General features: G+C 74.6%; 22 protein-coding genes. 13 read left to right on the forward strand and 9 right to left on the reverse strand.

Going from position 1 to position 21,714, the window contains the following annotated elements:
- Positions 1–69: 69 nt before the first annotated feature.
- Positions 70–1,347 carry a class I SAM-dependent methyltransferase gene (locus ACFQ8Y_RS03750; RefSeq protein ID WP_430548859.1) on the reverse strand — a complete coding sequence of 426 codons (1,278 nt, stop codon included), beginning with the start codon at positions 1,345–1,347 and terminating at the stop codon, positions 70–72.
- Positions 1,348–1,415: 68 nt separating this feature from the next.
- Here ACFQ8Y_RS03750 and ACFQ8Y_RS03755 point away from each other — a divergent pair, with 68 nt between their 5' ends.
- Entirely contained in the window at positions 1,416–1,751 is a 336-nt protein-coding gene (locus tag ACFQ8Y_RS03755; protein ID WP_430548860.1) for a SelT/SelW/SelH family protein, read from the forward strand.
- A gap of 88 nt (positions 1,752–1,839) precedes the next feature.
- On the opposite strand, the gene ACFQ8Y_RS03760 is transcribed toward ACFQ8Y_RS03755, so the two are convergent.
- Positions 1,840–2,247 (reverse strand): DUF5997 family protein, encoded by a 408-nt coding sequence (locus ACFQ8Y_RS03760; RefSeq protein WP_430548861.1) that lies wholly within the window; start codon positions 2,245–2,247, stop codon positions 1,840–1,842.
- A 54-nt stretch (positions 2,248–2,301) separates the two neighbouring features.
- Here ACFQ8Y_RS03760 and ACFQ8Y_RS03765 point away from each other — a divergent pair, with 54 nt between their 5' ends.
- Complete coding sequence (locus ACFQ8Y_RS03765; RefSeq protein ID WP_430584654.1) at positions 2,302–3,246, forward strand: LysR substrate-binding domain-containing protein; 945 nt, start codon at positions 2,302–2,304, stop codon at positions 3,244–3,246.
- Between the two features lie 34 nt (positions 3,247–3,280).
- Here ACFQ8Y_RS03765 and ACFQ8Y_RS03770 read toward each other — a convergent pair whose 3' ends face one another.
- Positions 3,281–3,877, reverse strand: a complete 597-nt coding sequence (locus ACFQ8Y_RS03770; protein ID WP_430548863.1) for a biotin transporter BioY — start codon at positions 3,875–3,877, stop codon at positions 3,281–3,283.
- Between the two features lie 301 nt (positions 3,878–4,178).
- Here ACFQ8Y_RS03770 and ACFQ8Y_RS03775 point away from each other — a divergent pair, with 301 nt between their 5' ends.
- Positions 4,179–5,075, forward strand: coding sequence for a hypothetical protein (locus ACFQ8Y_RS03775; protein WP_430584655.1), 897 nt, complete (start codon positions 4,179–4,181; stop codon positions 5,073–5,075).
- A 13-nt stretch (positions 5,076–5,088) separates the two neighbouring features.
- On the opposite strand, the gene ACFQ8Y_RS03780 is transcribed toward ACFQ8Y_RS03775, so the two are convergent.
- Complete coding sequence (locus tag ACFQ8Y_RS03780) at positions 5,089–6,645, reverse strand: ATP-dependent DNA ligase (RefSeq protein ID WP_430584656.1); 1,557 nt, start codon at positions 6,643–6,645, stop codon at positions 5,089–5,091.
- On the opposite strand from ACFQ8Y_RS03780, the gene ACFQ8Y_RS03785 reads away from it, so the two are divergent.
- Complete coding sequence (locus ACFQ8Y_RS03785; RefSeq protein ID WP_430548866.1) at positions 6,616–7,551, forward strand: metallophosphoesterase family protein; 936 nt, start codon at positions 6,616–6,618, stop codon at positions 7,549–7,551. The two genes, ACFQ8Y_RS03780 and ACFQ8Y_RS03785, sit on opposite strands and share 30 nt — an antisense overlap.
- Here the strand turns inward: ACFQ8Y_RS03785 and ACFQ8Y_RS03790 are convergent.
- Together ACFQ8Y_RS03790 and ACFQ8Y_RS03795 are read right to left on the reverse strand one after the other, a co-directional pair.
- The gene (locus ACFQ8Y_RS03790; RefSeq protein ID WP_430548867.1) at positions 7,548–8,309 is read right to left on the reverse strand and encodes an ABC transporter permease; all 762 of its coding nucleotides are present in this window, start codon (positions 8,307–8,309) and stop codon (positions 7,548–7,550) included. The genes ACFQ8Y_RS03785 and ACFQ8Y_RS03790 overlap by 4 nt on opposite strands.
- A gap of 43 nt (positions 8,310–8,352) precedes the next feature.
- The gene (locus tag ACFQ8Y_RS03795; RefSeq protein ID WP_430548868.1) at positions 8,353–9,312 is read right to left on the reverse strand and encodes an ATP-binding cassette domain-containing protein; all 960 of its coding nucleotides are present in this window, start codon (positions 9,310–9,312) and stop codon (positions 8,353–8,355) included.
- Positions 9,313–9,375: 63 nt separating this feature from the next.
- Here ACFQ8Y_RS03795 and ACFQ8Y_RS03800 point away from each other — a divergent pair, with 63 nt between their 5' ends.
- A complete protein-coding gene (locus ACFQ8Y_RS03800) occupies positions 9,376–10,044 on the forward strand; it encodes a TetR/AcrR family transcriptional regulator (protein WP_430548869.1) in 669 nt (222 codons plus the stop codon).
- Between the two features lie 19 nt (positions 10,045–10,063).
- Here the strand turns inward: ACFQ8Y_RS03800 and ACFQ8Y_RS03805 are convergent, their stop codons facing one another.
- Positions 10,064–10,921, reverse strand: a complete 858-nt coding sequence (locus ACFQ8Y_RS03805) for an aldo/keto reductase (protein ID WP_430548870.1) — start codon at positions 10,919–10,921, stop codon at positions 10,064–10,066.
- A 59-nt stretch (positions 10,922–10,980) separates the two neighbouring features.
- Here ACFQ8Y_RS03805 and ACFQ8Y_RS03810 point away from each other — a divergent pair, with 59 nt between their 5' ends.
- Positions 10,981–11,865: an aminoglycoside phosphotransferase family protein gene (locus ACFQ8Y_RS03810; protein ID WP_430584657.1), complete on the forward strand. Its 885-nt coding sequence runs from the start codon at positions 10,981–10,983 to the stop codon at positions 11,863–11,865.
- Positions 11,866–11,943: 78 nt separating this feature from the next.
- Here the strand turns inward: ACFQ8Y_RS03810 and msrA are convergent, their stop codons facing one another.
- Positions 11,944–12,618 (reverse strand): peptide-methionine (S)-S-oxide reductase MsrA, encoded by a 675-nt coding sequence (gene msrA, locus ACFQ8Y_RS03815; RefSeq protein ID WP_430562350.1) that lies wholly within the window; start codon positions 12,616–12,618, stop codon positions 11,944–11,946.
- A 106-nt stretch (positions 12,619–12,724) separates the two neighbouring features.
- On the opposite strand from msrA, the gene ACFQ8Y_RS03820 reads away from it, so the two are divergent.
- From ACFQ8Y_RS03820 to ilvA, 3 genes are all read left to right on the forward strand, one after another.
- Entirely contained in the window at positions 12,725–13,339 is a 615-nt protein-coding gene (locus ACFQ8Y_RS03820) for a YdeI family protein (RefSeq protein ID WP_430562349.1), read from the forward strand.
- Between the two features lie 162 nt (positions 13,340–13,501).
- Positions 13,502–14,761, forward strand: a complete 1,260-nt coding sequence (locus ACFQ8Y_RS03825) for an AI-2E family transporter (protein ID WP_430548874.1) — start codon at positions 13,502–13,504, stop codon at positions 14,759–14,761.
- A complete protein-coding gene (gene ilvA / locus ACFQ8Y_RS03830; RefSeq protein ID WP_430548875.1) occupies positions 14,762–15,988 on the forward strand; it encodes a threonine ammonia-lyase in 1,227 nt (408 codons plus the stop codon).
- A gap of 31 nt (positions 15,989–16,019) precedes the next feature.
- Here ilvA and ACFQ8Y_RS03835 read toward each other — a convergent pair whose 3' ends face one another.
- Positions 16,020–16,868, reverse strand: a complete 849-nt coding sequence (locus tag ACFQ8Y_RS03835) for a helix-turn-helix domain-containing protein (protein ID WP_430584658.1) — start codon at positions 16,866–16,868, stop codon at positions 16,020–16,022.
- A gap of 89 nt (positions 16,869–16,957) precedes the next feature.
- Here ACFQ8Y_RS03835 and melA point away from each other — a divergent pair, with 89 nt between their 5' ends.
- The 4 genes from melA to ACFQ8Y_RS03855 all read left to right on the forward strand — a co-directional run bounded on the left by melA (position 16,958) and on the right by ACFQ8Y_RS03855 (position 21,653).
- Positions 16,958–18,391, forward strand: coding sequence for an alpha-galactosidase (melA, locus tag ACFQ8Y_RS03840; protein WP_430584659.1), 1,434 nt, complete (start codon positions 16,958–16,960; stop codon positions 18,389–18,391).
- Between the two features lie 97 nt (positions 18,392–18,488).
- Positions 18,489–19,802, forward strand: a complete 1,314-nt coding sequence (locus ACFQ8Y_RS03845; RefSeq protein WP_430584660.1) for an ABC transporter substrate-binding protein — start codon at positions 18,489–18,491, stop codon at positions 19,800–19,802.
- Entirely contained in the window at positions 19,786–20,757 is a 972-nt protein-coding gene (locus ACFQ8Y_RS03850) for a carbohydrate ABC transporter permease (RefSeq protein ID WP_430548879.1), read from the forward strand. The genes ACFQ8Y_RS03845 and ACFQ8Y_RS03850 overlap by 17 nt, the downstream gene beginning before the upstream one ends.
- A complete protein-coding gene (locus ACFQ8Y_RS03855; RefSeq protein ID WP_430548880.1) occupies positions 20,754–21,653 on the forward strand; it encodes a carbohydrate ABC transporter permease in 900 nt (299 codons plus the stop codon). The genes ACFQ8Y_RS03850 and ACFQ8Y_RS03855 overlap by 4 nt, the downstream gene beginning before the upstream one ends.
- Positions 21,654–21,714: the final 61 nt, after the last annotated feature.

A 21,714-nucleotide genomic window follows, 5' to 3' on the forward strand; every position in this document is an offset into this window, starting at 1 on the left:
CGCCGAGGTAGTTCGTGACACCGTGTCACGAACTACCTCGGCGCGACCCGGACTACCTCGCCGTTCGGGTCAGCGGCGGCGCGACCGCGTGACCGTGAACTTCGGGTTCTGCGCGACGTGCACGGTGGGCCCGGCGGCGCGGGTCAGCGCGTCCCGGTAGTGCAGCGCGGTGTTGAAGACGCACCACAGCTCGCCGCCCTGGCGCAGCGCGCGGCCGGCCGCGCGGAACATGCGGTGGGCGGCGTCGGTGCGCACAGCCGTGCGGTCGTGGAACGGCGGGTTGAGCAGGATCAGGTCGACGCTCGCGGGCTCGAGGTCCTCGCCCGCGTCCCCGCGCAGCGCGACGACGCGCCCGCCGACGCCGTTCGCCTCCGCCGTCGCCCGGGTCGACGCGACGGCCGCGGCGGAGCGGTCCGTCCCGACCACGCGGGCCTCCGGGTACCGGAGCGCGAGCACCGTGGCGAGCAGGCCGCTGCCGCTGCCCAGGTCGACGGCGTCGTGCACGCGGTCGGATCCCGGCCACTTGTCCGCCGTCGTGAGCAGGAAGCGGGTGCCGAGGTCGAGGGTCGTGCCCGCGAACACCCCGCCGTGCGCGACGACGGTGACGCCGTCCGGGGGCGGCCCGCCGGCCGGGGTCGCGGCCGCGAGCAGCTCCCGGTCGCGCAGCACGGCGCGCGCGGGGAAGGCGGGGGCGGCGTCGCGTGCCTCCGGCCGGACGCCGGTCGCGACGAGCACCCGCGACTTCTGTCGCGCCAGCGTGGCGCGCACCTCGGTGAACGACGCCGCCAGCACGTCGTTCATCGCGCGCGTCATGTGCTTGACCCGCCCGCCGGCCAGCACGACGACGTCGTCCGCGGCGTGCCGGGCGATCGCCTCCGCGATCTCCGTGAGCTCGGCCAGCGAGCTCGGCAGCTGCAGGAGCACCAGGCGCGCGCCGCCCAGCAGGTGCTCGTCGACGCGGTCGCGGACGGCGATCTCCACGGTGGGCCGGTCCCCGCGCACGACGTCGAGGAGGTCGGCGTCGGCCATGTTCCGGTCGAGCGCCGCCTCGGCGGTCACGGTGTCGGCGCACGACCGCACGTCCGGGGCGCCGAGCGTCACGGCGCCGAGGGTGAGCGCGCCGAACCGGTCGCCGATGACGACGACGTCGCCCGGCCCTGCCGTGGCGAGCTGCGGAGCCGCTTCGTCGAGCAGCAGCCGGTCGGTCGCGTCGACGGCGACGGGGCCGTCCGGCCGCGAGCCGTCCTCGGGCCACGGGACGAGCGCGCCGAGGACGGCGGCCAGCCGCGCGGCGGGGTCGAGGGGTTCGGAGGGGGCGGGGGAGTCGGGCTCGGAGGCGTGGTGCACCCGACCAGTCTCCCCGACCCGGCCGGAACCGCCCGACGGTGCCCGGACCGGCGCCCTACCCTGGCGCCATGAGCGAAGCCACCGTGCCGGAGCAGACGTCGACCGCGCGCGTGTCGATCACCTACTGCACGCAGTGCCGGTGGCTGATGCGCGCGGCGTGGGTGGCGCAGGAGCTGCTGCAGACGTTCCGCACGCGGCTCGGCGAGGTCGCGCTGGTGCCGGGCACCGGCGGCGTCTTCCGCGTGGAGCTCGACCCGGGCGACGGCCGCGCGCCGGTGCTGCTGTGGGACCGCGCCGCCGAGGGCGGCTTCCCGGAGATCCCGCCGCTCAAGAAGGCGATCCGGGACGCCGTCGCGCCGGACCTCTCGCTGGGCCACACCGACCAGGTCCGGTCGACGCGATGACCTGATCAGTTCGGCAGGAGATCAATCTCTTCGGCACGACGAGCTGCCGAAGAGATCGATCTCCTGCCGAGCTGATCGAGAACAGGGGTCAGCGCGTGCGGCGGGCCTGGCGCTCGGCCTGCTCGGCTTCCCTGGCCTTGACCCGGTCCTCCTCCTCGCGCACCTTCGCGGCGGTCTCGCGCTCGGCGAGGAGCCACGCGGGCGGCTCGTCGCGCAGCTCGTCGATCTGCTCGGTGGTCAGCGGCTCGGTGATGCCGCCGCGCGCGAGGCCGGCGATGGAGATGCCGAGGCGGCCCGCGACGACGGGCCGCGGGTGCGGCCCCTGGCGGCGCAGCTCGTCGAGCCACTGGGGCGGGTTCTTCTCGAGCTCCTCGAGCTCGGCGCGCGTGATGCCGTGCTCCTGGAACTCGGGCGGGGTCGCGGGCAGGTACACCCCGAGCTTCTTCGCCGCGTTCGTCGGCTTGAGGACCTGCTGGGAGAAGGGTGTTCCGGCCATGGGCACCAGGGTAGTCGCGGCGGGCGGCGCGGCACGCCCACGTAGCCTGGTGCCGTGACCGACCAGCCGGGCGAGGCCCCTGACGACGCCATCGACGACGCCTTCGACGACGCCATCGACGACGCCATCGACGACGCCATTGACGACGGGCCCGACGACGGGCGTCCCGCCTTCCGTCTGGGGTACGTGCCGGGCGCGACGCCGGGCCGGTGGGCGCGCACGTGGCGGGACCGGCTCCCGGGCGTCCGGCTCGTCCTGGTCCAGGTCGACGCCGCCGACGCGGCCGCGGCGCTGGCCGAGCGGCAGGTGGACGCGGCGATCCTGCGGCTCCCGGTCGACGGCGAGGTGCTGCACGCCATCCCCCTGTACACGGAGCTGCCGGTGGTCGCCGTCTCGCGCGACCACCTCCTCGCGGCGACGACGGAGGACGAGGTCGTCACGGCCGACGACGTCGCGGACGACGTCGTCTGGTTGCCCGCGGACGACGTCCTGTACCCGGACGAGCCCGCGCCCGGGCGGACGCCGGAGGCGTACGACGACGGCGCGGGCGGCGTCGTCGAGCCGGAGCGGCCGGCGACGGCGGCCGACGCGATCGGGCTGGTCGCGACCGGGGTCGGCGTCACGGTGGTGCCCATGTCCCTGGCGCGCCTGCACCACCGCAAGGACGTCACGTACCGGGTGCTCGACGGCGGGCCCGGGGCGCCGGTCGGCCTCGCGTGGCTCGTGGACGGCCTGACCGACGACGTCCGCGACCTGGTCGAGGAGATGATCGGCATCGTGCGCGGCCGCACGGCGAACAGCTCCCGGGGCCGCGCCGCGGCCGGGCGGACGGACGCGAAGCCCGTGGAGGTCACGAAGCCGGCGAAGGGGCAGGGCCAGCGGGGCGGGGGCGGTTCCTCCGCCCAGGGGCGCGGCGGCGGTCAGCGCGGCGCGGCGCGGCGCGGCGGGGGCTCGCGGGCGTCGTCGCCGCGCAAGGGCCGCAAGCGCGGCGGCCGCTGAGGGAGCCGACCGCCGCGCCCGGTGGGCGCCCCGCTCAGCCCCTGCGCCGGGCGGCGAGCCGCTCCGCGCCCTTCCATGCCACGGGCAGCAGGCCGGCGACGACGGCGGCCTTGAGGAGGCCCGGCAGCACGAACGGGTAGAGCCCGTTGGCCAGCGTGCCCTGGAGGTCGAGCCCAGCGACGACGGCGAGCCACGGCAGACCGACGACGAACGTCACGCCGGTCCCGGCGACGAACGTGACGAGCGCCTTCGGGAACGTGCGCTCCCAGCTCCGCTCGGCGAGCCGGCCGACGAGGGCGGCGGCCGCGACGAAGCCGACGATGTAGCCGCCGCTGGCGCCCAGCACCACCGACATCCCGCCGCTGCCGTCGGAGAAGACGGGCAGTCCGGCCATGCCGAGCAGCGCGTACAGGCTCATCGACGCGGCCCCCCGGGAGGCGCCGAGCGTCGCACCGACGAGGAGCACCGCCATCGTCTGCCCGGTGATCGGGACCAGCGGCAGCGGCACGGTGACCTGGGCGAGGAGCGCCGTGAGCGCGGCGCCGCCGATCACGAGCCCGACGTCGGTGGCGAGGCTGCGCGGCAGCACCCTGTCGGCGAGCAGGACGGTGGGCGTGGCGACGGTGGTCACGGGGGACTCCTTCTCGGCGGGGTGGTGGACGCGGGCGACGTGCGGCTCGCACCGCAGCACCGACCGTCGACGCTAGCGGCCTGGGGCACGCGGCACAGAGGTGGGGATCCTCCGAGGTTCGTGCTGATTCGTTGTGGGCATCGCTCCCTGCGTCGCTCCCTGGTGCGGTCGGACGGGTCCGGTCGAGTCGTCCGGAAATTTCACCCTTCCGCCCAAAGGTCGGAATCGCTAGCATTCCGGCGCGGCCGGAGGCCGTACCACCTGCTGAAGCGGTCGATCCCGCCTGCCCCTTGGAGCGTTCGTGCGCACACCCGCCGTTCTCGGAGCCTCGCTCCTCCTCGTCGTCGGCCTCGCAGCCGGCCCCGCCGCCGCGCTGCCCGCGGGCCACGGGGACCGGGACGGCTGGGGCGGGACCGGGGACTCGCGCACGGGTGCGTCCTGGGACGGGGGCTCGGGCTGGGCCGACGGCGAGCGCTTCTCGTGGCCGGACGACACGCGATCCTGGGACGGCAACGTCTGCCCGGACATGGACGAGCCGAAGACGGACGTCGACGGCGAGAAGCAGACGATCACGCTGGTGGCGCCCGAGGGCTCGCTGATCTCCGCGTACTGCGTGAAGGCCGGGTCCGCGAGGCGGGGCGAGGGCCCCAAGATCGTGGAGCTCGACAAGCCCGTCGCCGAGGTGACGATCGCCTACCCGACCGGCGGCAAGTGTCGGGCGATCAGCCACTACGCCGTCGAGTACGTCGACGCCCCGAAGCCCTCCCCGAGCCCGTCGCCTTCGACGACGACCACGCCTCCCGCGACGCCGACCCCCACCCCCGCGCAGGAGACGACGGCCCCCGCCGAGGAGTCGCCCACCCCGGAGGTCACCACGCCGGCGCCGCCGGTGGAGCCGTCCCCGACGGCGTCGGAGACCGCGCCCGCCGTCGTCGCCGAGGAGGGCCCGTCCGACGGCGGGACGGTGGGCATGGGCGGTGCCGACTACGTGGACGACGAGACCGAGCCCGTCGAGGCCCGCACGCAGACCGTGGGCGGCAGCTCCGGCCGCGTGAGCGCGGACCTCGAGGCCGCGGCCGCCCCGGAGTCGCTGCCGGTCACGGGCGCGCAGCTGCTCGGCATCGTCATGGCCGCCGTCGCGCTCGTGGGTGCCGGCGTCGGCGTGCTGATCTGGACGCGCCAGCGCCGCACGAGCTGACGACCCCGCCGGCTCAGCCGGCGGTGCTCCCGGAGGCCGCCGCCAGGGCGCGCACGGTGTCCACCGTGTCCGCCTCGGCGGCGGTCTTGTCGTCCCGGTAGCGCACCACCCGCGCGAACCGCAGCGCCATGCCGCCGGGGTAGCGGGTGGAGCGCTGCACGCCGTCGAAGGCGATCTCGACGACCTGCTCGGGGCGGACCTGCACGACGTACGACGACCCGTCGGCGGGCGTCGTCGCCAGCTCGGTGAACCGGTCCGTCTGCCACGCCAGCACCTGGTCGGTCATGCCCTTGAACGTCTTGCCGAGCATGACGAAGCCGCCGGTGCCGGGGTCGCGCGCGCCGAGGTGGATGTTGGACAGCCAGCCCTGGCGGCGCCCGGAGCCCCACTCGACGGCGAGCACCACGAGGTCGAGCGTGTGCCGGGGCTTGACCTTGACCCAGCCGGCGCCGCGGCGGCCGGCGGCGTAGGGCGCGTCGAGGTCCTTGAGCACCAGGCCCTCCTGCCCGGCGGCGACGGTGTCGGCGAAGAACCGCTTGACCTCCCCGACGTCGGCGGAGACCAGCCGCGGCACCACGACCTCGGGTGGGAGCACCCGGTCCAGCACCTCGAGCCGCTCGGCCGCGGGCGCGTCGATCAGGTCGGTGCCGTCGTGGTGCAGCACGTCGAAGAACCGCACGCTGAGGGGCACGGCGGCGCTGCCCGCCTCGGCGTCGTGGCTGCCGGTGCGGGCGGCGGTCTCCTGGAACGGGCGGGGCCGGCCGGCGTCGTCGAGGGCGATCGCCTCGCCGTCGAGCACCACGGTGCGCACGTCGAGCGAGCGCGCGACGGCGACCACCTCGGGCAGCCGTTCCGTGACGTCGTCGAGCGAGCGCGTGAACACCACGACGTCGTCCCCGCGGCGGTGCACCTGCACGCGGATGCCGTCGAGCTTGGTGTCGGCGGCGACGGCGGCCCCCTCGAAGCGCTCCAGGGCGGCGGCGACGTCGGGCGCGGACGACGCCAGCATGGGGCGCACGGGGCGGCCGGGCTCGAGGCGGAACGCCTCCAGGGCGGGGGCGCCGCCGTCCAGCGCCGCCCGCGCGATGGGGCCGGTGAGGGCGCTGAACATCGCCGCGCGGCGCACCACCGGCAGCGGGACGTCGGCCGCGGCGGCGACGGCGTCCAGCAGCAGGGAGTCGAGCGCGCCCTGCCGCAGCTCGCCCAGCACGAGGCGCCGCACGAAGTCCTGCTCGTCGGCGGTGGCGCGCCCGAACAGCTCGTCGACGGCGGACCGGCGGGCGGCCTGGGAGCCGGCGCCCGCGAGCCGCTCGAGCCGGCCGAGGGCCGCGTCGACGGCGGCGGGGCTCAGGGTGGGCTCGGCGGCGGGCTCCGGCAGGCTGCCCAGCGTGCGCCAGCCCAGGCCGGTGCGGCGCTGCCGCGGCCTGCCCGAGAGGAACGCCGCGACGACCTCCACCTCGTCGCCGGGCTCCGCGGCGCGCAGCGCGTCCGCGAGCAGCTCGCGCTTGCGCAGCCGCGAGCGCGTCCCGGCGACGGCGGCGTGGGTGGTGACCAGCTCGGCGAGCAGCACCCGTCGATCGTCGCACCCGCCCCCGACGCTGTCGCGGCGCCGACGTGCCGCCGCCTGCTGCTGCGGGCGGAACCGCGTGCGTCCACGCCGTCGGGCTGGGAGCGTGACGGCATGGACGTGCGGAGGGGCGAGCTGGGCACCGTGGCGGTGCTCTCGGACGTGCACGGCGTGCTGCCGGTGCTGGAGGCGGTGCTGGACGAGCCGGACGTGCGCGCGGCCGACGCCGTCGTCGTGACGGGCGACCACGCCGCGGGGCCGCAGCCGGTGGAGGTGCTCGACCGGCTGCGCGCGCTGGGCGACCGGGCGGTGCTGGTGCGCGGCAACGCCGACCGCGAGCTCGTCGCGCACGCCCGCGACGGCTCCGGCGCGGTGCCCGACCCGATCGCCCCCTGGGCGGCGGCGCGGCTCCGGCCCGCGGACGTGGAGCTCCTGGCCGGCCTGCCGCACCCCGTCGAGCTGCGGGTGCGCGGGTTCGGGCGGGTGGTGGCGTGCCACGGGACACCGCGCGACGACGAAGAGGTCGTGCTCGTCGACTCCTCGCTCGAGCGGTGGGCCGAGGTGCTGGGCGGCCTCGACGACGACGTGACCACGGTGCTGTGCGGGCACACGCACATGCCGTTCGTGCGGCTGGTGGACCGCCGCCTGGTGGTGAACCCGGGCAGCGTCGGGATGCCGTACGGCCGCCCCGGCGGGTCGTGGGCGCTGCTGCGCGACGGCCAGGTGGAGCTGCGGCACACCGACCTCGACGTCGATGCCGCGGTGGAGGCGGTGGCGGCCGGCTCTGCCTACCCCGACGCGCGGGCGTGGGCGGACGAGTACCTGCGGTCGGCGGCGAGCGACGCCGACGCGCTGCGCGTGTTCGGACCGCGGGACGGGCGGCCCGTTCGCCGCGCCGGCGACCACTAGGCCCGGAGCCGCCCCATCGCCCGCACGCCGAGGACGATGCCGATCAGGGCCATGACCAGCGAGACCGCCAGCCCGATCGCGATGCTCGGGTCGGTGAGGTCGCCGGCGAACAGAGCACGCTGGGCGTCCACGGTGTGCGCCATGGGGTTGACACGCGACAGGGCGTACAGCCAGTCCGGGGCGAGGTGCATCGGCAGCAGCGCACCCGACGTGACGATCAGCGGCGTGTAGACCAGCGTGACGACGCCCCAGAACGCGTAGGCGTTGCGCAGGCCGACGCCGGCGGCCAGCGACAGCAGCGCCAACCCGGCAGCGAGGGCGGCGAGCTCGACGGCGGCCAGCAGCGCGCCGGCCACCGGCACCCGGAGGCCCATGGGCGCCGTCACGGCGACGATGACGAGCGCCTGCACCAGCACGGTCGCCATCACGCGCAGCACTCGTCCGGTGAGGATGGCGGTGCGGTGCGTGGGCGTCACGAGCAGGCGCTCCAGGGAGCCCGCGGCCCGTTCCTCCTGGATCCCGGAGCCGATGAACGCCGAGGTGCTGAAGGTCATGATCACGAGCATGCCGGGCACGAACCACTGCATCGTGCTTCCTGATGCGCCGTCGGGCGCAGCGCCTACCGCACCCGCCAGCGGGGCGAAGAGCAGCAGGAGCAGCAGCGGGTCGGCGAGGGACTCCACGTACGGCCAGGGGGTGCGCAGCTTCGCGCGGACGTCACGGTCGAAGAGGGTGGCGGTGTCGCTCAGGGCGGTCATGGGTCCTCCGTCGTGCGGTCGTGAGGGGTCGGGAGCGGGGCTCTCAGGCCACGGCCTCCTCGCGCAGCCGGCGCCCGGTGAGGGTGAGGAAGACGTCGTCGAGGGTGGGCCGCTGCACGCGGGTGCCGAGCATCCGCACGCCGGCGGCGTCCAGGGCCCGCACGACGTCGGGGGTCACGGTGTCGCCGGCCGCGATCCGGAAGCGCACGCCGTCGCCGTCGCGCTCGACGTCCTGGGCGCCGGGCAGCCGCGCCGCGACACCGGCGGCGGCGGGCACGTCGGCGGCGTCGGCGAGCTCCACCGTCACGAGGTCGCCGGACACCTTGCCCTTGAGCTGGTCCGGCGTCCCGTCGGCGATGATCTCGCCGTGGTCGACGACGACGACGCGGTCCGCCGCAGTGTCGGCCTCGTCGAGGTAGTGGGTGGTGAGCACCACGGTGGTGCCGTGCTCGGTGCGCATCCGGGCGACGTGGTCCCACAGGTGGGCGCGGCTGTGCGGGTCGAGCCCGGTGGACGGCTCGTCGAGGAATACCACGGGCGGGCGGTGCACCAGGCCGAGCGCGAGGTCCAGCCGCCGGCGCTGTCCGCCGGAGAGCGTGGCGACGTCGCGGTCGGCCAGCCCGGTCAGCTCCAAGTCGTCGATCAGCTCCTCACCCCGGCGCCGGGCCGCGCGCCGCGACAGGCCGTAGAGCCGGGCCTGCGCGGTGAGCTCCTCGATGACGCGCAGGCCGTCGAACGAACCGTTGCCCTGGCCGATGGACCCGATGCGGCGGCGCACCGCGACCGGCTCGCGGGAGACGTCGTGCCCGGCCACGGTCGCGGTGCCGCTGGTGATCGGGAGCAGAGTGGTGAGCATGCGCAGGGTCGTGCTCTTGCCCGCGCCGTTGGGTCCGAGCAGGGCGACGGTCTCGCCCTCCGCGACGTCGAGGTCGATCTCGCGCACGGCCTCGACCGTCTCGTGGTCGGTGCGGAAAGTGCGGGTCAGGCTGCGGGTGCGAATCATCGTCGGTCCCCTCGTCCTTGATCCATTACGTGGCGTAACGAAACTAAACTGTAGGGTGGGGGGATGTCAACGGACTTCTTCGAGACGTCGTCCGCCCGGGTCGGCCGGCCGCGGGACGCCGGGATCGACGACGCCGTGCTCACCGAGACCCTCGCCGCGCTCGACGACGTCGGGTACGCCCGCCTGTCGCTCGGCGAGGTCGCGCGGAGCGCTGGCACGTCGAAGCCGGCGCTCTACCGGCGCTGGCCCACGCGGCAGCGCCTCGCGCTCGCCGCGCTGGAGCGGCGGATCGGGCGCGTGGACCCGCCGGACACGTCGTGCACCATGTGCGACCTCGCCGAGTGCCTCGGCCTCTTCGTCGAGGCCTTCGAGCAGCTGCCGCCCGGCGTCCTCGCGCCCCTCCTCGCGGACACGGCCGACGACCCCGCGCTGCGCACCGAGTTCATGGCGCAGCTCTTCGACCCGCCGCGCGACGCCGTGCGGCGCACGCTGTCCGGCGCGCGTGAGCGCGGCGACCTACGGGCCGACCTCGACCTGGACCTCGCCGTCGACCTGCTCGGGTCGTTCGTGCACTACAGGGCGCTGTTCGGGCACGCGACGACGACGCCGGCCGAGATCGAGTCCGCCGTCGAGACGCTGCTGCAGGGGATCGCGGCCGACTACCCCGCGCTGTTCCGCGAGGCCACGGGGCACGATGTCGACGCTGAGGCCCACGCCCTGCACCACCCGTGAGGGCGCGACCGAAGCGGCGTCAGAGCTCCTCGTAGACCGCTGGGTCCTGGTCGGCGGTGCGGCCGTCGGGGCGGCCGAGGCCGGTGATGCGGGCCATCTCGTCGTCGGTGAGCTCGAAGGAGAACAGGTCGAGGTTGTCGGTCTGCCGCTGAGGGCTGGACGCCTTCGGGATCGGCACGACGCCGAGCTGCACGTGCCAGCGCAGGATGGCGCGCACGGGCGAGACGCCGTGGGCCACGGCGACCTCCGCGATCACCGGGTCCTCCAGCATGTCGCTCGCCCGGCCCAGCGGACTCCACGCCTCGGTGACGATGCCGCGCTCGGCGTCGGCCGCGCGCTGGGCGGCCTGCGGGAAGTACGGGTGCAGCTCGACCTGGTTCACGACCGGCGTCACGCCGGTGGCCTCGATGACGGCGTCGAGGTGCTCGGGCAGGAAGTTGGACACGCCGACGTGGCGGATCAGGCCGCGCTCGCGGCAGTCGACCAGCGCCTGGTACGCCTCGACGTACTTCCCGATCCGCGGGTTGGGCCAGTGGATGAGGTACAGGTCGAGGTGGTCGAGGCCGCTGCGGTACACCGACTCCTCGACCGTGGCGACGGCGTCGTCGTAGGCCTGGCGGCGGCCCGGCAGCTTCGACGTGATCAGCAGCTCCTCGCGCGGCACGGACGCCGCGCGGACGGCGCGGCCGACGGTGCCCTCGTTCTCGTAGCTGAACGCCGAGTCGATCAGGCGGTAGCCGGCGTCGATGGCGCGGGCGATCGCGTCGGCGCCGCCCGCGCCCTTGAGCTTGTACGTGCCGAAGCCGACGGCGGGGATCGCGGTGCCGTCGGCGGCGGTTCGGGTGGGGATGTCGGGCGTCGTGCGCTGCTCGCTCATGCCCCCATTCCACACCCGCGGCCCCGTCGGCCGTCCAGCGGGCGCCCTAGGGTGACCCCGTGATCACCGTGCCGCCGTCGTTCCGCGCCATGCCGCGCTGGTGGCACGACGACGCCGGCCGCGGCTGGCTGGAGGACCTGCCCTCCCGGGCGGCGGCGCGGTGCGCGGCCTGGGGTCTCTCCGTCGACGGCGAGGCCGCGCACGGCTCGAACGCGCTGGTCGTGCCCGTGCGCCGGGGCGACGAGCGGCTGGCCCTGCGGCTGACGCCGCCCGGGGACGACGTCGCGGCGGAGGTGCGCGCGCTGCGGTGGTGGGCCGGCCGCGGCACGGTGCTGCTCGTCGACGCCGACGAGGACGAGGGCGCCACGCTCCTGGAGCGGCTGGACGGCCGCCGGTCCCTGGCGGACGAGCCCCTGGACGCCGCGACCGAGGTGCTCGCCGGGCTGACGCGGACGCTCGCGGTGCCCGCCCCCGACGACGCGCCATCGACCGCCGCGATCGCCGCCGGCATGGCGGAGTCCTTCCCGCGCGAGTGGTCGGCGCTGGGCGAGCCGCTGCCGGCACGGCAGCTCGACGCCGCGACCGCGCTGGCCGCGGAGCGCGCGGCGTCGCCGACGTCGTCCCTCGCCGTCGACGGCGACCTGCACCACGCGCAGGTGCTGGCCGGCACGCGCGCACCGTGGCTCGTCGTCGACCCCGTGCTGTGGCGCGGCGACCCGGAGGCCGACCTCGCCCGCGTGCTGTGGACCCGCCTCGACGAGCTGCCCACCGAGGCCGCCGTCGTCGTCGCCTTCGACGCCTTCGTCCGTGCCGCCGGTGTCCCGCGCGAGCGGGCGCGCGCCTGGGTGGTGCTGCGCGCGACGTCCTACCTGCTGTGGGGGCTGACGCACGGCCTCACCGAGGACCCGGTGCGCTGCCGGCGGCTGCTCGACGTGTTCGCCTGACGCGCGGACGGCCCGCCCCCGGTGCGGGGACGGGCCGTGCGGGGACGGGCGGTGCGGTGCGGGCTCACCCCGCGCCTGTCAGGCGGCGTCGGGGTACGGGACGCCCGTCGTCGCGTGGCAGCGGTACCCGTGCGGGTTCTTGTCGAGGTACTCCTGGTGGTAGTCCTCGGCGTAGTAGAACGGGCCGGCCTCGACGGCCGGTCGCAGCTCCGTGGTGATCGGGTCGTAGCCCTTCGCGGCGAGCACCGCGGAATACCGCTCGGCCGTCTCGCGCACCGCCTGCTCCTGCTCCGGCGTGGTCCAGTAGACCGCCGACCGGTACTGGGTGCCGACGTCGTTGCCCTGCCGGAAGCCCTGCGTCGGGTCGTGCCGCTCCCAGAAGATCTTGAGCAGCTCGGCCTCGGAGACCCGCTCCGGGTCGTACGCCACCAGGGTCGTCTCGGTGTGCCCGGTGCGGGCCGTGCACACCTCCTCGTAGGTGGGGTTCGGCGTCGTGCCGCCCATGTAGCCGACGGCCGTGCTCACCACGCCCGGGACCTGCCAGAAGATCTCCTCGGCGCCCCAGAAACAGCCCATCGCCAGGTACAGCACCCGCGTGCCCTCGGGCCACGGACCCGTGAGGGACGTGCCGAGCACCGTGTGCGGGCGGGCGGCGGGCAGGACGGGCGACTCGCGCCCGGGCAGCGCGTCCTCCGGCGCCACCATGGTGGTCCTGCCGGAGCGGCCGAGCAGCTGGTCGAAGATCGAGTTCATCGGGTTACCTCCTTGGTCGGGACGTGTCCGTCCCGACATGCGCAACGACGGCGCGGGAGCAGGTGTTCCCTCGCTGGGACGGCACGAGTGGCGCTACGGTCCCGTCATGGCCGACGACCGCCCTGACCTGCCCGACCAGCTCGTGCTGCCCGACCCGGCGGGGTGGCGGGCATGGCTGGACGAGCACGAGGACGACACCCCCGACGGCGCGTGGCTGGTGCTGGCGAAGAAGGGCCGCCCGGCGCCGACGACGCTCACGCACGCGTCGGCGCTCGAGGAGGCGTTGTGCAGCGGGTGGATCGACGCGCAGATGCGGAGCCTGGGCGCCGACACGATGCTGCAGCGGTTCTGCCCGCGCCGGCCGCGCAGCCGGTGGTCGGTGCGCAACCAGGAGATCGTGGCCCGGCTGACCGACGAGGGCCGGATGCGGCCCCGCGGGCAGGCGGAGATCGACGCCGCGCGGGCGGACGGGCGCTGGGAGGCGGCCTACCACGGGTCCGCGCGGGCCGAGGTGCCTCCCGACCTGGCGGCGGCGCTCGCGGCCAGCCCGGCGGCGACGGCGATGTTCGAGGTCCTCACGTCCCAGAACCGGTACGCGATCCTGCACCGCCTGGGCGCCCTCAAGACGGCCGAGGCGCGCGAGCGGAACGTGGCGAAGTACGTCGCCATGCTGGAGCGCGGCGAGACCGCGTACCCGCAGCGCCGGCGTCCGACGGGCTGAGCGCGGGCGCCCGGCCCGACGCCCCGTCGCGCGGCTCACCGTGCGCCGGGGCGACCGATCTGTGGACGCGCCGTGAAGATCCCGGTCGGTGCCTGGGCACGCCGGCCCGGCGCGCGGGGGCGTCCTCGCGCGTTGTGACCGCAGGACACCTAGGGTTTCCGCGTGAGCTCGGAACGCACCTCTCCCTCCGGCGCGGACACCGTCCCGCTGAGCGTCCGCGCCGCGGCCTCCTGGTCGTGGCGCGTCCTGCTGATCGCCGCCGCCGTCGCCGCCTTCCTGTGGCTGCTCGCGGCGCTCAAGACGATCGTCGTGCCGGTCGCCATCGCGCTGCTGCTGACGATCCTGCTGGCGCCCGTGCGCCGGACCTTGCAGCGGTGGCACCTCAGCAAGGGCCTGGCGACGGCCGTGTCGATCGTCGGGCTGATCGTGCTGGTGGGCGGTCTCGTCACGCTCGCCGGCACGTCCATCGTCAGCGGCTTCCAGGACCTCGCCGACCAGGCCGTCGAGGGCTTCCGCCAGTTCACGACCTGGCTCGCCGAGGGCCCGCTGAAGCTCGACTCCGACCAGCTGTCCCAGTACGGCCAGCAGCTGCAGAGCTCGCTCGTGGAGAGCTCTGGCCTCGTCTCGGGGGCGCTGGGCGCCGCGACCACCGTGGGGCACGTTCTCGTCGGTGCGCTCATCGCCCTGTTCTGCACGATCTTCTTCCTGCTCGACGGCCGCACCATCTGGACGTGGCTCGTCAACCTGCTGCCCGTGCGGGCCCGGGAGAACGTGCACCAGGCGGGCCGTCGTGGGCTCGTCACGCTGTCGGCCTACGTGCGCACCCAGATCCTCGTCGCGTTCGTCGACGCCGTCGGCATCGGGATCGGGTCGGCGTTCTTCGTCCCCGCGCTCGCGCTGCCGATCGGCATCCTCGTCTTCGTCGGCTCGTTCGTGCCGATCATCGGCGCGATCGTCACCGGCGCCATCGCCACCGCCGTCGTGCTGGTGGCGAACGGCTGGGTCGCGGCCCTCATCATGCTCGGCATCGTGCTGCTGGTGCAGCAGGCCGAGAGCCACATCCTGCAGCCGTTCCTCATGGGCCACGCGGTGTCCCTGCACCCGGTGGCGGTGGTGCTCGTGGTCGCGGCCGGTAGCCTCGCGGCCGGCATCGTCGGCGCGCTGTTCGCGGTGCCGCTGGCCGCCGTGCTGAACACGATCCTGCTGTACCTGCACGGGCACGACAAGTTCCCCGAGCTCGGCACCGAGGACCATGTGCCGCTGCTGCGCAAACGCTCGCAGCTGCCCGGTACCCTGCTCTGGTCGGGTCGGGCGTCGTCGCAGGAGACGACGACGGGCGGCACCACGGACGCCAGCACGACCGGCAGCACGACCGTCGCCCCTGCCTCGCCCGACCCGGGCCCGGCAGGAGAGAACAGGTAAGTGGCAGCAGCACACCCCCCGATCGACCACGTCACCCTCGACGACGTCCGCGCCGCCGCGCGGCTGCTCGACGGCGTCATCACCCGCACCCCGGTGCAGGCGTTCCGCGCGATGTCCGAGGCCGCCGGCGCGCCGGTCGTGCTCAAGTGCGAGAACCTGCAGCGCGCCGGGTCGTTCAAGATCCGCGGCGCGTACACGCGCCTGAGCCGGATGTCCGACGAGGAGAAGGCGCGCGGCGTCGTCGCCGCCAGCGCGGGCAACCACGCGCAGGGCGTGGCGCTCGCGGCCCAGATGCTCGGCATCCACGCCATCGTCTACATGCCGGTGGACGCGTCGGTGCCGAAGCTGCGGGCCACCCGCGGCTACGGCGCCGAGGTGCGGCAGGTCGGCGAGAGCGTGGACGACGCGCTCGTCGCCGCCCGCGCGGAGGCCGCCCGCTCCGGGCGCACGCTCATCCACCCGTTCGACCACCTCGACGTCGTCACCGGTCAGGGCACGGTGGCCCTCGAGATCCTCGAGCAGGTGCCCGACGTCGGCACGGTCGTCGTGCCGCTCGGCGGCGGCGGCCTGGTCGCGGGCATCGCGACCGTCCTCGCCGAGGCCGCCCCGCACGTGAAGGTCGTGGGCGTGCAGGCCGAGACCGCCGCCGCGTACCCGGGGTCGCTGGCCGCGGGCCGCCCCGTGCCGCGGGCGCTGGGCGCGACGATGGCGGACGGCATCGCCATCGGCACCCCCGGCGACGTGCCGTTCGAGGTGCTGGCGCGCCTCGGCGTCGAGGTGCGCACGGTCTCCGAGGAGGAGATGTCGCGCGCCCTGCTGCTCGTCGCCGAGCGGGGCAAGCTGATCGTGGAGCCGTCGGGCGCCGCCGGGGTCGCGGCGGTGCTGGCCGCCGAGCCCGGGTCGCTGCCGGGCACCATCGTCCCCGTCCTCACCGGCGGCAACATCGACCCGCTGCTGCTGCTGCGCGTGGTGCAGCACGGCCTCGTCGCCGCGGGCCGGTACCTCCAGCTGCGCGTGTGCATCGACGACAAGCCCGGCTCCCTCGCCGAGCTGCTCGACGTCGTCGCGCGCGCCGGCGCGAGCATCGTGCAGGTGGAGCACACCCGCACCGACACGTCGCTCACCGTGGCGCAGGTGCTGGTGAACCTGCAGCTCGAGACCAAGGGGCAGGAGCACTGCGAGGCGGTCGTCGAGCGTCTGCGCGCCGCGGGGTTCGCGGTCGCGTGACCCGACCGGCGGTGACCCGGGCCCGCCCGGGTCACCGCAGCGCGCGCCGGTAGTCGCCGGGCGCGTACCCGCAGATCTGGCGAAAGGTGTCGTAGAAGCTGCTCTGCGACGTGAACCCCGCCGCGTGCCCCACCTCCACCGTGGTGGCGTCCGTCGTGATGAGCAGACGCTGCGCCTCCGCCACCCGGCACCGGGCGATGTAGGTGCCGAGGGTGGTGCCCACCACCCGCTTGAACAGGGTCATCGCGTGGCTGGGGGAGAGGTGGACGGCGCGCGCGACGTCCGACGGCGCGATGGGGGAGCGGTAGTGCTCCGCCACGAACTGCGCCATCGCGGTGGCGCGCGCGGCCGCGCCCGACGGCTCCGGTGCGCCCGTCGCGTCGCCCGCGGGGCCGGGCGCGCCCGCGGCCTCCGCGGCCGCGAGCGTCCGGCGCACGAAGGCCTGCACCTCGAGCATGACGACGGCGTGGTCCCCGCCCGCGAGGACGTCGCGGTGCCACGTGGCGAAGAGCGCGTCGACGTCGCGGGCGAGCGCGGCGGCGGGCACCACCACGGGCCGGGCACGCAGCAGCACCGCGATCTGATCGGCCCGCAGCGCCCAGCCGAGCACCTCGGTGAGCGGCACGTGCACCCACGACACGGCCGACTCCACCGCGTCGGGGTCGACGAGCTGGTGCGGGGTGCCGCCCCAGAAGAGCGCGACCTGGCCCGCCTCGACCCGCAGCGTCGACCCGCCGAAGAGGTACTCGAGGCGTCCGGCGTGCACGAGGTTGAGCTCGAGGTCGTCGTGGCGGTGCGGGTGCTCCATCACCGGGGGCGCACCGTGGCGCACCCACAGGGCGGCCTCCTCCAGGCGGACGTCGTCGACCGTCAGCGTCATGCGGGGAGCCTAGGGCGATCGAAGGATCCCGGAAAGCGGGGCGACCGATCCGGAGGATCGACCGCCATCCTCGGGCCTAGCGTCGCTGCATGGCTCATTCCCCGAAGATCACCATCATCGGTGCCGGCGGCTTCGTGTTCCCGTTCCGGCTCATCGGTGACCTGCTCAGCTTCCCCGCCCTGCGCGACGCGACGCTCTGCCTCATGGACCTCGACGCCGACCGGCTGGACCGGGTGGCGGGCGCGGCCCGTGAGCTCGTGGACCACCACGGCCTGCCCACCGTCGTCGAGCAGACCACGGACCGGCGCGCGGCCCTCGACGGGGCCGACTTCGTCATCATCACGTTCCAGGTGGGCGGCGTGGAGTCCTACCGGCACGACGTCGAGATCCCGCGGCGCTACGGCGTCGACCAGACCGTGGGCGACACCGTCGGGCCCGGCGGCGTGTTCCGCTTCCTGCGCTCGGTGCGCGCGTACCAGGAGATCGCGGCCGACGCGCTGGAGGTCTGCCCGGACGCGCAGTTCATCAACTACGCCAACCCGATGGCGATGGCCACCGCCTATCTCAACGCCCTCGGCCTGCGCACCGTCGGCCTGTGCCACAGCGTGCAGGGCACCACCCGCATGCTCGCCCGCACGCTCGGCGTCCCCTACGACGAGGTCTCCTACCGGTGCGCCGGCATCAACCACCAGGCCTGGGTCCTCGAGTTCCGCCGGGGCGCCGAGGACCTGTACCCGCGCCTGCGCCAGGTCATGGCCGAGCGCCACGTCCGCGGCCGGGCGGCGGCCGACCTGCTCGCCGACGACGGCGACCACTCGGAGGCCGCGCTCGCCGCCAGCACGTACGAGGGCGGCAACGAGCAGGTGCGCACCACGCTGATGAACCACTTCGGGTACTTCGAGACCGAGTCCAGCCACCACGCGTCGGAGTACGTCCCGTGGTTCCGCAAGGATCCCGAGACCGTGCTCGAGTACCTCCCGGAACGCTGGGACTACTACGAGATCTGCTCCGCCCACGACGAGCAGGGCGACGTGGACGAGCAGCTCGAGCGGCTCAAGGCCGACCTCAGCCCGTCCGTCGAGTACGGGGCGTCGATCGTCAACGCCGTCGTCACGGGCGTGCCCGCCGTCGTCTACGGGAACGTGCCGAACGCGGGCCGGGTCATCACCAACCTGCCCGACGACGCGTGTGTCGAGGTGGCGTGCCTCGTCGACGCCAACGGGGTGCAGCCGACGTCCTTCGGGGAGCTGCCGCCCCAGCTCGCGGCGATCAACCGCACCAACGTCAACGTGCAGACCCTCGCCGTCCGCGCGGCCCTCACCGGCGACGTCGAGCACGTGCACCACGCCGTCGCCCTCGACCCGCTGACGTCCGCGCACTGCACGCTCGAGCAGGCCCGGGCGATGACGGACGAGCTGCTCGAGGCCCACGCCGCGCTGCTGCCCGCCGCGCTGCGCCCGGCCGGCGACGCGTCGTCGTCGGCGTCGTCCGCGGTGGATCGGGACCCCGTCCTGGCGCGCTGAGCGACACCGGGTGCCCCGGCGACGTCGCCGGGGCACCCCGCGGGGCCGCGCGCCGTGCCGCCCCGACTCGACGATCCCTCGACGAAGAGGAGACGACATGCCGACCCCCTCGGTGCCCGGCAGGCACCCGGTCTCGCGCCGGCTGTCCCGGCGGAGCTTCCTGGCGGTGGCCGGGATCAGCGTGGCCGGGGCGCTCGCGGCCTGCTCCGGCGCCCCGACCGGCACGAAGCACCTGCGCCTGTCCTCGTGGAACATCCCCCTGGACCTGGAGTCGTACCAGGCGCTCGCCGACGAGTTCGTGGCCGCCCACCCGGGCACCAGCGTCGCGGTCGAGGTCACGACCGGGCAGTTCCACCAGTGGTTCATCACGCGGCTCGCGGCCGACCTCGCGCCCGACATCATCCGCATCACGCCGCAGCAGATCGGCCGCTACGCCGCCAACGGCAGCCTGGTCGACCTCACGGGCGCCGTGCCGCCGGAGTACCAGGACGACTGGTCGGAGCCGTTCTGGGCGATCGGCGCCAAGGCCGACGGCCTGTTCGGCGTCTTCCAGCACACGGACAACTTCATCACCTACTACGACAAGCGCGTGATCGAGCAGATCGGCGTGGACGTGCCGCAGACCCTCGACGAGGCGTGGCAGTGGGACGAGTTCCTGGAGATCGCCACCGAGGCACGCAAGATCACGGGGCGGTACGGCTTCGGCTACGGCTGGAGCGGGCCCGAGACGGCGTACCGCTGGATGCCCGTCGTCTACCAGAACGGGGGAGCTTTCCTCGGCGAGGACGGCGAGACGCCGAGCATGGACACCGACGCCGCCGTCGGCGCCCTGGACTTCGGCCGCCGCTGGTACGCCGACGGGCTGGTCTCGCCGGCGAACATGAGCAAGTCGGGCGGCGGCGCCGTCGGGCGCGACCTCTTCGCCACCGGCCAGACCGGGCTGCTGCTCGACAACCCCGAGGCGATCGCCGCACTCGACGAGGCCCGCCCCGACGAGTGGGGCACCACCTACATGATCCGCAACGGCGGCGAGGCGTCCGACCTCGGCGGTAACGCGCTGGCCGTGACCCGGTCCAGCAAGCACCCCGAGCTGGCGGCCGAGCTCGTCGCGTTCCTCACGAGCCGTACCCACGTCGCCGAGTTCTGCCGGCGCGGCAACTGGCTGCCCGCCCGCTCCTCGCTGGACGCGGCGGACATCGGCTACGACCGGCACGAGGCCACGATGCAGCAGTTCATCGACCAGGCCGCGACCATCCCGCTGTCCATGGTGCGCGCCCAGTCCGGGCCGTACTTCAGCTCCCTCAACTCGGTCTTCGCGGACTACCTCGACCTGTGCTTCCTCGGTGAGCTCACGCCCGCCGAGTGCGGCGCCCAGATGACGGAGGCGATGCGCAGTGTCACCACGCGGTGAGACCCTCACGGCCCCGGAGGCGCCCCCGGCGGCCTCCCCGACGGCCGACGTCGCGCGCGCGGCGTCGCGGACGGACGGGCCCGCGGGCCGCCGTCGCGGCCGCTGGGCGCCCTACCTGTTCGTCGGCCCCGCGGGGCTGCTCTTCCTCGCGTTCTCCCTGGTGCCGATCGTCATCGCGGTCGCCCTGTCGTTCCAGGACACCGCCACGCTCGGCGACGGGCAGTGGGTGGGCGCGGACAACTACCGGACCATGCTGTCCGACCCGCTGCTGCGCACGGCCCTGCTCAACACGGTGGTCTTCACCGTCGGCACGGTGCCGACGGCGATGGCGGTCGGGCTGGCGCTCGCCGTCGCGCTCAACCGCCCGCTGCCGGGACGGGGCCTGCTGCGGGCGCTGTTCTTCGTGCCGATGGTCGCGGCCGGCGTCGTGGTCGGCGTGATCATGTCGTGGATCTTCAACCCGGACTACGGGGTCGCGAACAACGCGCTCCGGGCGGTCGGGCTCGACGGGCTGCCGTGGCTGACGTCGCCGCGCACGGCGATGCTCACGCTGGTGCTCGTCGTCGTGTGGACCCGCATCGGCTTCTGCATGGTGATCTACCTGGGCGCGCTGCAGTCGATCCCGTCCGAGCTGCGCGAGGCCGCCGCCATCGACGGTGCGAGCCGCTGGCAGCGGTTCCGGCGCCTCACCGTGCCGATGCTCGCGCCGACCACGTCGATCCTGCTCATCCTCAACGTGGTGTTCTCGCTGCAGGCCTTCGACGTCATCTACGTGATGACCGGCGGCGGGCCCGGCTTCTCCACGACCGTCCTCATCCAGTACGTGTTCCGGTCCGCGTTCGCCGACGCCCGGATGGGCTACGCCGCCGCGCTGGGCCTGCTGCTCGTGCTGATCCTGCTGGTCTTCACGCTGTTGCGGCAGCGCGCGACGAAGAAAGCCGAGGAGCTCCTGTGACCACCACCGCCGTCCCCGCGCGCACCGCTCCCGGCACCGGGCCGGCAGGGTCCCGCCGCTCCCCGCGCGAGCGCCGGACCCACCGCCGCCGCTGGTTGCTCACCGCCGGCCTCACCGCCGTCGCGATCCTCGTCGTCTTCCCGCTGTACTGGATGGTCGTCTCGGCCCTCACCCCGGGCGGGCAGTCGCAGAGCAGCGAGTTCTACCTCTGGCCCGACGCGCCGACCACCGGCAACTTCACCGAGGTCTTCGCGACGCAGCCCGTGTGGCACTGGCTCGGCAACTCGTTCCTCGTCGCCACGGTCGGCACGGCGCTGTCCGTGTGCGTCTCGCTCGGCGCGGGGTACGCGCTCGCGAAGTACCGGTTCCGCGGGCGCGGGCTGCTGTACGCGGTGTTCCTCGTGACGATCATGATCCCGATCCAGGTCACGCTGGTGCCCGCGTTCCTCGTCGTGGCGCGGCTGGGCCTGGTCGACTCGCCGTGGGCGGTCATCCTGCCCACGCTGTTCGACGTCGTCGGGATCTTCATCGCCCGCCAGTTCATGCTGGGCGTGCCGGACGCGCTCATCGAGGCCGCGCGGCTCGACGGCGCGGGGGAGCTGCGCACCTTCTTCCGGGTGGTGCTGCCGTCGTGCGGCCCCCTGGTCGGCGTCCTCGTGATCCTCGGGTTCATGAACCGCTGGAACGACTTCCTGTGGCCCCTGGTGGTGCTGCAGGGCAACGAGAGCCTCACCGTGCCGGTCGGGCTGTCCACCCTGACCAGCAACCCCGCCTTCAGCTCGCCGTGGGGCGCGGTGATGGCCGTGGCGACCGTCGCCGTCGTGCCCCTGCTGGTCGTGTTCCTGGTCTTCCAGAAGACGTTCGTGCAGGGCATCGCGAGCACGGGGATCAAATAGGTGTCGGTCCGGGTCGCCCCCGTTCGTCGTGCTCATGACGCGGCCGCCGGCCGCGGGAAGA

The organism is Isoptericola sp. NPDC056605, from assembly GCF_042792795.1.
Taxonomy (GTDB): domain Bacteria; phylum Actinomycetota; class Actinomycetes; order Actinomycetales; family Cellulomonadaceae; genus Isoptericola.

Coding starts and splice junctions, on each gene's coding strand:
- ACFQ8Y_RS03835 (WP_430584658.1), bottom strand. CDS start 16,868: ATGACGCTGACGGTCGACGACGTCCGCCTGGAGGAGGCCGCCCTGTGG.
- ACFQ8Y_RS03755 (WP_430548860.1), top strand. CDS start 1,416: ATGAGCGAAGCCACCGTGCCGGAGCAGACGTCGACCGCGCGCGTGTCG.
- ACFQ8Y_RS03805 (WP_430548870.1), bottom strand. CDS start 10,921: ATGAGCGAGCAGCGCACGACGCCCGACATCCCCACCCGAACCGCCGCC.
- ACFQ8Y_RS03820 (WP_430562349.1), top strand. CDS start 12,725: ATGGCCGACGACCGCCCTGACCTGCCCGACCAGCTCGTGCTGCCCGAC.
- ACFQ8Y_RS03845 (WP_430584660.1), top strand. CDS start 18,489: ATGCCGACCCCCTCGGTGCCCGGCAGGCACCCGGTCTCGCGCCGGCTG.
- melA (WP_430584659.1), top strand. CDS start 16,958: ATGGCTCATTCCCCGAAGATCACCATCATCGGTGCCGGCGGCTTCGTG.
- ACFQ8Y_RS03795 (WP_430548868.1), bottom strand. CDS start 9,312: ATGATTCGCACCCGCAGCCTGACCCGCACTTTCCGCACCGACCACGAG.
- msrA (WP_430562350.1), bottom strand. CDS start 12,618: ATGAACTCGATCTTCGACCAGCTGCTCGGCCGCTCCGGCAGGACCACC.
- ACFQ8Y_RS03760 (WP_430548861.1), bottom strand. CDS start 2,247: ATGGCCGGAACACCCTTCTCCCAGCAGGTCCTCAAGCCGACGAACGCG.
- ACFQ8Y_RS03800 (WP_430548869.1), top strand. CDS start 9,376: ATGTCAACGGACTTCTTCGAGACGTCGTCCGCCCGGGTCGGCCGGCCG.
- ACFQ8Y_RS03790 (WP_430548867.1), bottom strand. CDS start 8,309: ATGACCGCCCTGAGCGACACCGCCACCCTCTTCGACCGTGACGTCCGC.